This is a genomic window from Catenulispora yoronensis (genome assembly GCF_039531695.1).
Classification (GTDB): Bacteria; Actinomycetota; Actinomycetes; order Streptomycetales; family Catenulisporaceae; genus Catenulispora; species Catenulispora yoronensis.
On record NZ_BAAAQN010000005.1, the window covers coordinates 28,744 to 41,495 of the forward strand.

Annotated in this window: 10 protein-coding genes; 2 read left to right on the top strand and 8 right to left on the bottom strand. The window is 70.9% G+C overall.

Annotation, left to right across the window (positions count from 1 at the left end; genetic code table 11):
- Nucleotide 1: 1 nt before the first annotated feature.
- Nucleotides 2-739, bottom strand: a complete 738-nt coding sequence (locus tag ABD481_RS05505; RefSeq protein WP_344664421.1) for a phosphoadenylyl-sulfate reductase — start codon at nt 737-739, stop codon at nt 2-4.
- A gap of 311 nt (nt 740-1,050) precedes the next feature.
- A complete protein-coding gene (locus ABD481_RS05510; RefSeq protein WP_344664422.1) occupies nt 1,051-2,781 on the bottom strand; it encodes a thiamine pyrophosphate-dependent enzyme in 1,731 nt (576 codons plus the stop codon).
- Between the two features lie 81 nt (nt 2,782-2,862).
- Between ABD481_RS05510 and ABD481_RS05515 the strand changes: the two genes are divergently transcribed.
- Complete coding sequence (locus ABD481_RS05515; RefSeq protein ID WP_344664423.1) at nt 2,863-3,513, top strand: hypothetical protein; 651 nt, start codon at nt 2,863-2,865, stop codon at nt 3,511-3,513.
- Here the strand turns inward: ABD481_RS05515 and ABD481_RS05520 are convergent.
- From ABD481_RS05520 to ABD481_RS05535, 4 genes are all read right to left on the bottom strand, one after another.
- A complete protein-coding gene (locus ABD481_RS05520) occupies nt 3,491-4,489 on the bottom strand; it encodes a GH25 family lysozyme (protein WP_344664424.1) in 999 nt (332 codons plus the stop codon). The genes ABD481_RS05515 and ABD481_RS05520 overlap by 23 nt on opposite strands.
- 106 nt (nt 4,490-4,595) lie before the next feature.
- Nucleotides 4,596-4,865, bottom strand: a complete 270-nt coding sequence (locus ABD481_RS05525) for a hypothetical protein (protein ID WP_344664622.1) — start codon at nt 4,863-4,865, stop codon at nt 4,596-4,598.
- Complete coding sequence (locus ABD481_RS05530) at nt 4,862-6,571, bottom strand: nitrite/sulfite reductase (RefSeq protein ID WP_344664425.1); 1,710 nt, start codon at nt 6,569-6,571, stop codon at nt 4,862-4,864. Before ABD481_RS05530 ends, ABD481_RS05525 begins: the two co-directional genes overlap by 4 nt.
- Before the next feature lie 363 nt (nt 6,572-6,934).
- Entirely contained in the window at nt 6,935-8,332 is a 1,398-nt protein-coding gene (locus ABD481_RS05535) for a choice-of-anchor A family protein (RefSeq protein ID WP_344664426.1), read from the bottom strand.
- A gap of 280 nt (nt 8,333-8,612) precedes the next feature.
- On the opposite strand from ABD481_RS05535, the gene ABD481_RS05540 reads away from it, so the two are divergent.
- A complete protein-coding gene (locus ABD481_RS05540; RefSeq protein WP_425559116.1) occupies nt 8,613-9,989 on the top strand; it encodes a dicarboxylate/amino acid:cation symporter in 1,377 nt (458 codons plus the stop codon).
- Nucleotides 9,990-10,093: 104 nt separating this feature from the next.
- Here the strand turns inward: ABD481_RS05540 and ABD481_RS05545 are convergent, their stop codons facing one another.
- Together ABD481_RS05545 and ABD481_RS05550 are read right to left on the bottom strand one after the other, a co-directional pair.
- Complete coding sequence (locus tag ABD481_RS05545) at nt 10,094-11,398, bottom strand: D-arabinono-1,4-lactone oxidase (protein ID WP_344664427.1); 1,305 nt, start codon at nt 11,396-11,398, stop codon at nt 10,094-10,096.
- Between the two features lie 49 nt (nt 11,399-11,447).
- The gene (locus tag ABD481_RS05550) at nt 11,448-12,647 is read right to left on the bottom strand and encodes an MFS transporter (RefSeq protein ID WP_344664428.1); all 1,200 of its coding nucleotides are present in this window, start codon (nt 12,645-12,647) and stop codon (nt 11,448-11,450) included.
- Between the last annotated feature and the right edge of the window lie 105 nt (nt 12,648-12,752).

Genomic DNA, 12,752 nt, shown 5'->3' on the forward strand with positions numbered 1-12,752 from the left:
ATCAGGTGTGCAGCCCGCATTCGGTCTTGGTGTTCCCGGCCCAGCGCCCGGCCCGCGGGTCCTCGCCCGGCAAGGGCTTGCGGGTGCAGGGCTCGCAGCCGATCGAGGTGTAGCCCTCGAGGAACAGGGGGTTGGTCAGGACACCGTTGTCCGAGATGTAGGCGTCGACCTCGTCCTGGGTCCACGCCGCCAGCGGGGAGATCTTCACCATGTCGCGCTTGGCGTCGTAGCCGACGACCGGGATGTCCGCGCGGGTCGGGGACTCCTCGCGGCGCATGCCGTTGATCCAGGCGGTGTAGGGCTTGAGCGCGCGCTCCAGCGGCTCGACCTTGCGCAGCGCGCAACACTTGTCGGGGTCGCGCTCGAACAGGCGCGCGCCGTACTCGGCGTCCTGCTCCGCGACAGTCCGCAGCGGCGTGATGTTCAACAGGCGCACCGGGTACACCTCGGCGACCGCGTCCCGGGTGCCCACGGTCTCGGCGAAGTGGTAGCCGGTGTCCAGGAAGACCACGTCGATGCCCGGCGCCGAGGTCGAGGCCAGGTGCACCAGGTGGGTGTCGGCCATGGACGAGGCGACGACCAGGTCCGCGCCGAAGGTGGCGTGGGCCCACTCGACGATCCGCCCGGCCGGGGCGTTCTCCAGCTCGGCGTTGGCCTGCTCGGCCAGCGCCCGCAGGTCGGTACCGGCGAAGGCGGCGGTCGACCCGTCGGCCGCCGTGGGCTCGGTGTCCGCTGACATTCAGGGCTTCCCCTCAAACTGGCGGGCGCGCGGGCGTACCGGACGTCCGACGCGCCGCGGCCGCGTCGCTGCGGCGGTTCGCGGGTGGCGTTGGGGAAGCGCCGGCGGACCGTGCGCCCTGGTGATCTTCGAATTACGGATCGCGGGCGAGGTCTACTGGGCCGGCATACAGACCATGCTGGACAGGCGGCCGAAGTCGACGTGACGTCGACCGACGAGCGCGATTCCAGCACGAGACATGACTAGAGAGTCGCACGCGTTTCACGGGTCGTCCACTGCCGTCCATGATGCGGACTGTGTGTCTCACGACACTACAGCAGCCGCACGTTGTGCGCGGCCTCCTTCGCGACATCTCCCAGATGTCCGCTCAGTGCCTGCTTAGCCATGCTCAGGGTGAAGCCCTTGGCCGTGGCGGCCGGGACGTGGGCCGGCAGTGACAGGGCGTACGGGTCGACGACGACGTCCACCACGACCGGTCCGCCGCGGTGGCTCAGCGCCTCCTTCAGCCCCTGTTCCACATCGGCCGGATGCTCGATGCGGACCCCCTTGGCCCCGAGCGCCTCGCCGACCTTCGCGAAGTCCGGGTTCCGGAAGTCGACGCCCCACGGCTGGAGCCCGGCCTCCTGCATCTCGATCCAGACGAAGTCGAGCTTGCCGTTGTTCAGGATCACGTGCACGATCTCGGTCCCGCGCTGCACCTCGGTGAGGAGGTCGCCGAGCCCCAGCATCGAGAACCCGCCGTCGCCGCACAGCGCGATCGCCTGCCGGTCCGGGAACGCCATCTTCGCACCGAACGCGTTGGGGGAGGCGCTGGCCATCGAGGCCCACGTGAGGCTGCCGAACATGTGGCGCTTCGGGCCGAAGTGCAGGTAGTGGGCCGCCCAGATGCACGCGGTGCCGGTGTCGACGGTGAACACCGCGTCGTCGTCGGCGAGGCGGTCGAGGGTGGCGACCAGGTACTCCGGGCGGATCTGCTTCAGCTGCGGGCCCTTCTCGACGTAGTGCCGCAGCTGCTTGTCGAACTGCTCCGTCTTCTTCAGGCACTTGCGCAGGAAGGCGTCGTCGTTCTTCGGCGAGAGCTGCGGCAACAGCCGGTCCAGGGTGGCGGCGACGTCGCCGACCAGGCCGAGCGCCAGCGGCACGCGGCGGCCCAGGCGCCGGCCGTCGCGGTCCACCTGCACCACCCGCACATCCTTCTGCGGCAGGAACTGCGGGAACGGGAAGTCGGTGCCCAGCATCAGCAGCACGTCGGCGTGGTTGATCGCCTCCCAGCAGCCGCCGTAGCCGAGCAGGCCGGTCATGCCGACGGCGTGCGGGTTGTCGTATTCCAGCCACTGCTTGCCCTTGAAGCTGTAGCCGACCGGAGCGTGCAGCTTGTCGGCGAGCGCGCGGACCTGGTCGCGGGCCCGGGCGCACCCCTCGCCGCCGAAGATCGCCACCGTGCCGGCGCCCTCGATGATCTCGGCCATCGCCGCGATGTCCGCGTCCGGCGCGGATCCGAGGTCGGTGTTCGGCACGACGATGCTCGGCGCCGGACCGGGGGCCTCCGCGGCGGCCACGTCGCCGGGCAGCGAGATCACCGTCGGGCCCTGCTCGGCCAGTGCCGTGGTGATCGCGGAGGTGGCGACGGCGCGCAGCTGCTTCGGGTCGACGAGGCGGCCGGTGTAGAGGGAGGCCGCGCTGAAGAAGAGGTACGGGTTCAACTCCTCCAACCCGTCGGTGTCCATGATCGCGGTCTCCACGTCGCCGGCGATCGCGATCACCGGCGCGCCCTCCTTGCGGGCGTCCATCAGACCGTTGATCAGGTGGCTCACCCCGGGCCCCGCGGTGCCGCAGACCGCCACCGGCCGGCCGGACATCCGTGCCTCCGCGACCGCCGCGAACACCCCCCACTCCTCGTGGCGGACGTGCACGAAGTCGATGCCCCCGTTGCTGCGCAGCGCGTCGATCGCCGGGTTCAGGGCGTCGCCCACGATCCCGTAGCATCGGCGCACGCCGGCCTCGGCGAGCATCGTCCACAGCACGTCCGCGACAGTAGGCATGCCGTCAGTCTGGTCGCCGCAGTGCGGGGCAGGGTGGCTAGAGTGAGCCGCGTGGGGGACCGGAAGAGACTGTCGATATCCATGCCGTCCGTGCCCGCCGAAGCGCCGTGGGAGCTGTCCCTGGCGGCCTACCTGAGACAGACGACCGCCCTGCCGTCGCTGGCGCTCAAGCCGTTGGGCCTGCTCGACCGCTACGGCGCCGTGGCCGTCGGCCCGGAGGCGGCCGGCTTCGACGGCGACGACGTGCCGTGGCCGAAGATCGTCCGGCTTGAGGTGCGCGACGTGGTCGAGGTGGTCTCGGACGCGGCCATGGCCCGCGAGGCGGAGAAGATCCGTTCGATGCTGCCGCCGGTGCCGGGCCGCAAGTGGGTCGTGGACCACGCGATGGCGCTGCTCGGCGACATCGCCGGACCGCGCCTGGCCGGGGCCCGCGGCGGGGACGTGGTCAGCGAGATCGTGTACCGGGGGGTGCTGGGGCGGGAGAAGACGCTTCAGGCCGGGGTGTTCGCGTCCTTGGTCATGGCCACGTGGCCGGACGTGCAGCGCAGCTTCACCGCCACCGCGCGGCTGCACGGGATCGACGTGTACGGCGAACGAGAGGCAGACGTCGCTGTCGAAGCCCGGGATGGGGCGGACGAGCTAACCGCTCATAGCGCCGCGGCGGGGCCGCCCACGGACGGACGGCCGCCGCCGCGGCTGACGAGCGATCTCATCGATGAGCGGCCTCGATGAGGTAGGACATCGGCACGCTCGGGTTGTCGAGCCGGACGACGCTGATCTTCTGCACCCCGGTCGGCAGCGGCCCGCCCCACGGGTTCACGCGGGGGCTGTCCTTCGGGACCCGGACGTTGTCCTTGACGTCCCAGCCGGAGCCGGGAATGTAGGCGGCGCAGCGCACGACCCCGTCGCCGAAGTCGCAGCCGAGGCTGAACCACACCGCACCCCACCCGGCCGCGCCGGAGTTGCTCGGCGGCGGGCACACCATCGTGGTGATGTCGGCGCCGGGCTTGATCTCGCCGGTCGCGAATGCGGGCATGTCGTCGTCCTCCGTCGGAGTGGGAATCGGTGACTGCGTCGGACTGGTGGACAAGGCCGAGTCCAGATCGGCGACCGATCCGCGATAGGCGTTGTAGTCGAGCAGGTGTCCGCCGTCGGACGCCTGGTTCGTGAACTGATACACGAGCGGGGACATCCCGCCGTACGGCTGCCAGCCGGCGGACTCGTCCCCGGGATAGATGCTGCGCGCGCCGCCCGATCCGCCCGGGTACGAGGACGAGACCAGCGACAGCCCGCGGGCGGCGAGGGGGGACAGGTTCGGAGAGCCCATCTGCTGCCAGTACCAGTGCGGCAGATAGACCAGGCGCAATTTGAGCCCGGCCGCGTGGGCGGCGTCGACATAAGCCGTCATCTGCGACAGCGTCGGCGAGAACGAACCCGCCGGCTCCGCGTCGAGCATGCCGGGCAGACTCAGGTCGCCGACGTTCGCCACCGTGTGCTGGGCCTGCGCCTTCGGGTCCTCGCCGGACAGGAAGTGGTACCAGACGAAGGTGCGGCCCAGGGACGCGGCCTGACGCCGCCACCCCTGGTAGTCGGCGTCGGTGTAATAAGTACCCTCAGTCGTCTTCGCCAGGACGAACGAGGCATCGGACAGCCGGGAAATGTCCAGCCCGGCCTGGTATGACGAGATATCAGGGCCGAAGACAGTCATAGGCGGCTCCTTGTGGGGGATTGGCGCACCATTGTTGCGGGTTACCCGCCATCCCTGAGCCGACTCCGCTGAAAAGAGTGGTTAATCCTCGGTGTTGCCAGTGTTATCAGTGTTCGATGTCGGATCGGGGGAACGTCGAACCGTCGGATGTCGGACCGCCGGACGACTGATCGTCCGAAGCTCCATCACCCGAAGCCCGATCAGCCGGCGACCAGCCGCCGGACGACGAGCCGCCCGGCGCCAGCAGCCCGACGAAGGAGACCTCGAACACCCGCCGGCAGCCCCGGCACGACCACCGCCGGTGGCTGCCCTCCTCGGGCCGCAGGTCCTCCTCGCCGCAGTACGGGCAGTACGCCGGCGCGGCGCGCTCGCTCACGACAGGTCCGCCTCACCGGCGCGCGTGGTCCACTGCGCGAAGGTCTCGTCGGCGCCGCGCTGCTCCTGGAACCGGCGCACCACGCGCTCGACGTAGTCCGGCAGCCCGGCCGCGGTCACCTTCAGCCCGCGCACCTTGCGGCCGAACGCGCCGTCCTGCGCGTCGTCCTCGTCCTTGGTCTGGGCGCCGAGGTGGCCGCCGAGGTGCACCTGGTAGCCCTCGACCTGCTCGCCGTGCTCGTCGATCACCAGCTGGCCCTTCAGACCGATGTCGGCGACCTGGATCCGGGCGCAGGAGTTCGGGCAGCCGTTGATGTTGATGGTCAGCGGCTGGTCGAAGTCCGGCAGCCGGCGCTCCAGCTCGTCGATCAGCGTCGAGGCCCGGTTCTTGGTCTCCACGATCGCCAGCTTGCAGTACTCGATGCCGGTGCAGGCCATCGTCGAGCGCCGGAACACCGACGGCCGCACCTGCAGGTCCAGCGCCTCCAGGTTGGCGACCAGCTCCTCGACCCGGTCCTCGGCGACGTCCAGGATGATCAGCTTCTGCTCGGCGGTGGTGCGCACCCGGCCCGAGCCGGCGGCCTCGGCCAGATCGGCGATCTTGGCCAGGGTGGCGCCGTCGAGCCGCCCGACCCGCGGGGCGAAGCCGACGTAGTGGTTGCCGTCCAGCTGCCGGTGCACCCCGATGTGGTCGCGGTCGTAGGCCGGGGCCGGCTCCGGCGCCGGGCCGTCGGGCAGCGCGCGCTTGAGGTACTCGGTCTCCAGCACCTCGCGGAACTTCTCCGCGCCCCAGTCGGCGACCAGGAACTTCAGGCGCGCGCGGCTGCGCAGCCGGCGGTAGCCGTAGTCGCGGAAGATGCCGCAGACGCCGGCCCAGACCTCGGGCACCTCGGCGAGCGTCACGAAGGTGCCCAGGCGCTTGGCGAAGTGCGGGTTCGTCGACAGGCCGCCGCCCACCCACAGGTCGAAGCCGGGACCGAGCTCGGGGTGGCGCACGCCGACGAACGAGATGTCGTTGATCTCGTGCACCACGTCCTGCAGGCCGCTGATCGCGGTCTTGAACTTGCGCGGCAGGTTGGAGAACTCCTTGCTGCCGATGAAGCGCTCCTGGATCTCGTCGATCGCCGGCGAGCCGTCCAGGATCTCGTCCGCGGAGATGCCCGCCACCGGCGAGCCGAGGATCACGCGGGGGGTGTCGCCGCAGGCCTCGGCGGTGCTCAGGCCGACCGCCTCCAGGGTCTTCCAGATCGCCGGCACGTCCTCCACCCGCACCCAGTGCAGCTGGATGTTCTGGCGGTCGGTGACGTCGGCGGTGCCGCGCGCGTACTTCTCGGAGACCTCGGCGATCGCCCGGAGCTGCTCCAGGGTCAGGCGCCCGCCGTCGATGCGGACCCGGAGCATGAAGTACTCGTCGTCGAGCTCGTGCGGCTCCAGCACGCCGGTCTTGCCGCCGTCGATGCCGGGGCGGCGCTGGGTGTACAGGCCCCACCAGCGGAAGCGGCCGCGCAGGTCCGACCCGTCGATCGAGTCGAAGCCGCCGTACGCGTAGATGTTCTCGATCCGGGCGCGCACGTTCAGGCCGTCGTCGTCCTTCTTGACCTGCTCGTTGCCGTTCAGCGGGGTGAAATAGCCCTTCGCCCACTGACCCTCGCCACGCTGCTGGCGAGGACGGGCGGCGCGGGCAGGCGTGGGCTGGGAGGCAGACATGTCGGGAGGGTCCTTAACGAGGTCGTACGGCCGGGGCGGGGACGGAGCGGGAGTCTGGGATCGGCTCGCCGGGTGGCTCGAGGTCAGCGCGCGGCGGTACAGACCATGCTGGAGAGACGTCCGTAGTCGACGTGGCGTCGACAGACGAGGGCGATTCCGGCACGGGACATGCTTCTCAGCGTGGCAGCGACTCGGGGGCACGTCCACTCTCGTCCGGGATGCGGACGGTGCGTCTCAGCCGGTGTCGCGGCCGGTGCCGGAACGGCGAACGGCCGGTCGCCCGGAGTCGGGCGGCCGGCCGTTCATTGTGCCGTCTGGTCGGTTTCCGATCGTGTCGGGCCCCGGAACAGACCTGGGAGCGGCCTAGGAGTGGCTGCCCTTCTTCCTGGTGGTGTAGGCCAGCGCACCCGCGCCGGCCGCGAGCGAGAACGCCGCGAAGGCCAGCGTCTCGGTCAGGCCCGAGCCACCGGTGTTCGCCAGCCGGTGGCCGGTGGGCTGGGACGACGGGGTGGTCGGCCGCGGTGTGGAAGGGGTGGTGTGCGGCCTGGTCGAGGGCGTCGTGGACGGTGTCGTGGAGGGTGTCGTCGAGGGCGTCGTCGACGGGGTGGTGCTCGGCGTGGTCGAGGTGGTCGAGGTGGTCGACGGCGTGGTCGGCGGGGTCGTGCCGCAGTCCGGCAGCAGGCCGTCGAACGGGTAGGAGTGCATCTCCGCGCCCGCGCTGGCGCTGCTCAGGCTGACGGCGCCGGCCGCGTAGATGCGGCCGTTGGTGCCGGGCATCGACACGTTGAGCATGCTCGCCGGGTTGCCGGTCATGACCGAGCCCTGGAACTGCGCGCCGCCGGTCATGGTGACGGTGGTGGCGGTCGGGAAGTTGAACATGATCTTCGAGCGCAGCGCGTTCAGCGGGTCCCCGGCCAGGTTGAACCCGGTGTTGGTGTTGATGATCGGCGTCGCGCCGGTCATGTTCACCAGGATCGTGGCGCCGGCCGGGATGCCGGCGAAGGAGAAGTCGACGGCCGAGCCGGCGGTGCCGATGTCGCCCGGCAGGTTGAACACCTGGAGCATGCTCGTGCCGTCGCCCTGGAAGGTGCCCTGCGATCCGCTCAGGGTGAAGGTGCCGGTCGCCGGTGCCTGGGCCGCGCACGCCGAGCGGTCCTCGATGTAGGGCTGGAGCTGGCTGTACTGGGCGACCGCGTTCGTGTCCTGGACGACCACGCCGGTCGGGGTCATGTTGATGGTGCCGGAGACCGTGCCCGCGTGGCGCAGGTTGCCGAAGGCGGCGCCCTGCGAGTCGGTGCCGCCGACGTCCATCGTGGTGCCGGGGGCGACGGTGACATTGCCGCCGACGGTGAGGAAGTCGTCGCCGTTCGGCGGGGGTACCCGCGAGCCGACGCCGGCCACGCCGACGTTGAACAGGCCGCCGCCGGGGCTCTTGTCGACCGTGAAGTTCCCGAGCACGACGATCTTGCCCTCGATCTCGGCGGCGCGCTGGGTCGCCGAGAAGTTCGTGCCGGCGAAGATGTTGATCGCGGCGTCGCGCCCCGGGAAGTCGCCGTTGTTCAGAGTGGGCCAGTTCGCGGGGCACTGCGACCCGAGGCAGGCGCCGAGCGGCGGGGCCAGCGGCGACGTGCCGTTGATCGGACCCACGGCGTGCGCCGCGGACACCACCGCCAGCGCGGCCGCGGCCAGCGCGGCCCCGGCTACTCCGAGCACAGCGGCCCGCTGACGCCCTCCTCTGCGTGCCACCTGCTGCGTAGCCATGAACCGCTCCTGACCGTGTTCGAACTATTACTTTCCGTGCACGATCGTAGAAGGTCCGCTTTGTGAGATGGGGGAGGTCGGGGCTTGCCAGGGCCGCTGATCTTTCCCGTAGATTGGTGTGATCATGCGATCAATCCGGGAAGGCGTGCTGCTCGTCGAGCGCCGCCACATCGACCTGTGCCGCACGCAGTGCGCGCTGTGTTCCACGCGTCAGTCCTGACGCCATTCCCTCGCGCCCGCGCGCTTTTCGCACATCCCGATTCCTGGAGACAGAACACCCATGTCCGCATCCGCTGACACGTCCGGCACGCCGTCGCGCGCCCGCAAGCTGCCCCACGTCCCGTTCGGCGTCCAGATCCTGCTGGGTCTGGCCGGCGGCGTCGTGCTGGGCCTGATCGCGCGCGACGCGCACATCTCGTGGCTGACCACCACGCTCACCCAGATCGGCACAATCTTCGTGCAGCTGCTGAAGCTGGCGGTGCCGCCGCTGGTCTTCACCGCGATCCTGGTCTCGGTCGCCAACCTGCGGAAGGTCGCCAACGCCGCGCGGCTGGCCCTGCGCACTCTGCTGTGGTTCGCCGTGACCGCGCTGGTCGCGGTGAGCATCGGCATCGCGCTCGGGGTGCTGACCAAGCCCGGCGACGGCGTCCGCCTCGGCGCCGGCACCAAGGCGCCGGGCACCACCGGCAGCTGGGTCGACTTCCTGAAGGGCATCGTCCCGACCAACGTGGTCGGCGCCTTCAGCGAGGGCAACGTCCTGCAGATCGTGTTCCTCGGGATCGTCGCCGGCGCGGCCGTGCTGTCGGTCGGGGAGCGGATGGAGCCCGTGGTGAAGGCCTCCGAGCTGGTGCTGGAGCTGGTGCAGAAGGCGCTGTGGTGGGTCATCCGGCTGGCGCCGCTGGGCACGCTGGGCCTGATCGGCAAGGCGGTGGCCGTCTACGGCTGGGACCTGCTCAAGCCGCTGTCCACCTTCACGCTCGACGTCTACGCCGGCCTGGCGCTGGTGCTGGTGGTCGTCTACCCGCTGGTGCTGAGCCTGTTCGGGCGGGTCAACCCGCTGCGGTTCTACGCCGGCGCCTGGCCGGCCATCCAGCTCGCCTTCGTCTCCCGCAGCTCGATCGGCACGCTGCCGCTGACCCAGCGCGTGGTCACCGAGCGGCTCGGGGTGCAGAAGGAGTACGCGAGCTTCGCCGTGCCGTTCGGCGCCACCACCAAGATGGACGGCTGCGCCGCGATCTACCCGGCGCTGGCCGCGATCTTCGTCGCCAACGTCTTCGGGGTGCACCTGGAGTTCAAGGACTACCTGCTGATCGCCTTCACCTCGGTGGTGGGCTCGGCCGCGACCGCGGGCCTGACCGGTGCGATCGTGATGCTCACCCTGACGCTGTCGACGCTCGGGCTGCCGCTGGCCGGCGCCGGCCTGCTCCTGGCCATCGACCCGATCCTGGACATGGGCCGCACCGCGGTGAACGTGGCCGGGCAGGCGCTGGTGCCGGTGGTCGTGGCCGCCCGCGAGGGGATCCTGGACCGCGCGGTGTACGACGGGCCGAACGCGGAGCTGACGGCCGCGGCGCCGGCGCCGGTCGGTGCCGTGCCGAGCGGATCCGCGGCTCCGGTCGCGGCCGGGGCTCCCGCGGCCGCGCCCGTGGCGGCGTAACACCTGGTCGGGTCGTCACCGCACGGCCGAGACCGACCGCATTGCCGAAGAGGCCGGATCCGCTCAAGCAGCGGATCCGGCCTCTTCGGCTGTGCCAGGTTCGCTCAGTCGCCGAAGACGCGCTTGGTGTACTCGTTGGCGAACAGCCGCTTCGGGTCCACGCGGTCGCGCACCCCGAGGAAGTCCTCGAACCGCGGGTAGGTCTTGGCCAGGTACTCGGCGTCGCGGGTGTGCATCTTGCCCCAGTGCGGCCGGCCGTCGTGGGCGACGAAGACCTGCTCGACCGCCTTGAAGTACTCGTCGAACCGCGTGCCCTGGTACATGTGGCAGGCGATGTAGGCGGTGTCCCGGCCGTGCGCGGTGGACAGCCACAGGTCGTCGCCGGGCACCACCCGCACCTCGATCGGGAAGTTCACGTTCCAGGACGAGGCGTTGATCAGCTGGGTGACCTCGCGGAAGACCTCCACGAAGGCCGCGCGCGGGACGGCGTACTCCATCTCGACGAACTTCACACGGCGCGGCGAGGTGAAGACCTTGTCCGAGCGGTCGGTGTAGGTGCGCGCGGACAGCGCCGAGCCGGAGACGCGCTGCACGGTCCGGGTCAGCCGGGGCGCGGTGCGGGCCAGCCGCTGCGCGGCGCCGAAGACCGAGTTGGACAGGAGTTCGTCGTCCACCCAGTGCCGGAAGCCGGACAGCGGCGCGGCCGGGCCGTCGGCCCGGTTGTTGCGCTTGATGTTGGTCCGGTCGGTGTAGGGGAACCAGTAGAACTCGAAGTGCTCGTTGGCGGTGGCCAGCTCCTCGAAGCCGTCCAGCACCGCGTCCAGCCGCATCGGCTCCTCGCGGGCGGTCAGCAGGAACGTGGGCTCGGTGCGGAAGGTCACCGCGGTGACGTAGCCGACGGCGCCGACGCCCAGGCGCGCGGCCTGGAACAGCTCGGCGTTCTGCTCCGGGGAGCAGGTCACGATCTCCCCGCCGGCCAGCACCAGCTCCAGCGCCGCCACCTGGGCCGCGATCGAGCCGGAGACCCGGCCGGTGCCGTGCGTGCCGGTGCCGATCGCGCCGGCCACCGTCTGCACCTGGATGTCGCCCATGTTGGTCAGCGCCAGGCCGTTCTCCGCCAGCAGCGCGTTCAGCTGGTGCAGCGGCATCCCGGACTCGACGGTGACCAGGCCGGCCTCCTTGTCGATCTGCTTCAGCCGGGTCAGCCCGGTGGGCATGATCCGCACCCCCTCGGTGACCGCGGCCGGGGTGAAGGAGTGGCCGGAGCCGACGGCCTTCACCGTCAGCCCTTCGTCCGCCGCACCGCGCAGGACCTCGACGACCTCGGAGGCGGTCCTGGGGGCCGCTACTCGGGCCGCCTTCGCCTTCTGGTTGCCGGCCCAGTTGGACCACTCGCTCGCGCCCGCCACGCCTCACCCGCATTCTTTCCGCCGGTGCGGCTCACAGTTCCGCGCCGGTTCACTCGATCGCCGGATCCCCCGGACGTAGCCAACGCGAGCCGAGCAGCGCAGTCAAGAGCGCGAGGGCGCTTCCTGCCACTGGGACCAGATATGCGGTGTGCGCCCCGGACCGGTCGACGACCCAGCCGGCCACCGCCGAGCCGGTGGTGACGCCGAGCGCCGCGCCGGTGGTCTCGATCACCATGCCCTCGGTCAGCCGGGCCGCCGGGACCAGGTCCTCGACCAGCGCGACCAGCGTGATCAGGGTGGGGGAGATGGCGAACCCGGCCAGCAGCAGCACCAGCGCCAGCACGCCGATGTCCGGGGCGATCGCCATCGGCGCCGAGGTGACCAGCACCAGCGCCAGGAGCAGCTGGATCCGGCGGCCCAGCGGCACGGACCAGTGCACCGCGCCGAACAGCAGCCCGGCGACGAACGACCCGCCGGCGTAGACCGCCAGCAGCAGGCCGGCCCAGTCGTCGTGGCCGTGCTCCTCGGCGAAGGCGACGGTGACCACCTCGACCGAGCCGAACATCACGCCGATCGCGACGGCGCAGACCACCACCACGCGCATGCCCGGGATGGCGATCGCGGTCGGGCCGGTGTGGTGCTCCGGCGGGTGCGGTGCCGGCTGCGAGCCGCGCTGCGCCAGGAAGGCGGTGGTGCCGGCGGCCAGCAGCACGGTGGCCAGCCCGACCCCGGCCTCGTGGTGCACCTGGAGGGTGAGGAAGGTCACCAGGATCGGGCCGATCATGAACACGACCTCGTCCATCACCGCCTCGAAGGAGTAGGCGGTGTGCAGCTGCGCGGTGCCGGTGTAGATCTTGGTCCAGCGGGCCCGGACCAGGGCCCCGACGTTCGGCAGGAAGGCGCCGGCCACCGCCGCCGAGGCGAACCAGGACCAGGTCGGCTCGTCGAAGCGGACGCAGAGCATCAGCGAGACCAGCGCGGCGACCGACACCGCGAGCATCGGGAAGACCACCTCGGCCTGGCCGCGCCGGTCGGTCAGCCGAGCCAGGAACGGCCCGAAGAACGCCTGCACCAGCGCCAGCGTCCCGGAGACCAGGCCGGCCAGCGCGTACTCGCCGGTCGACTCCTTGATCATCAGGATCGTGCCGAGCCCGAGCATGGACATCGGGAGCCGCCCGACGAAGGCCGCCGAGGAGAACCCCAGCGAACCGGGGGCCCGGAAGATCCGGGCGTAGTGCTTGGCGACCATACCGCGATCGTCGGTTCCGTGGGGCTGCTGCGCCTGCTGAGGCGGCCGGGCGGGTGGTGCGAGGCGATGGTTCTGTGCGAGGAGATGGCTCTGGCGGTGTCACGC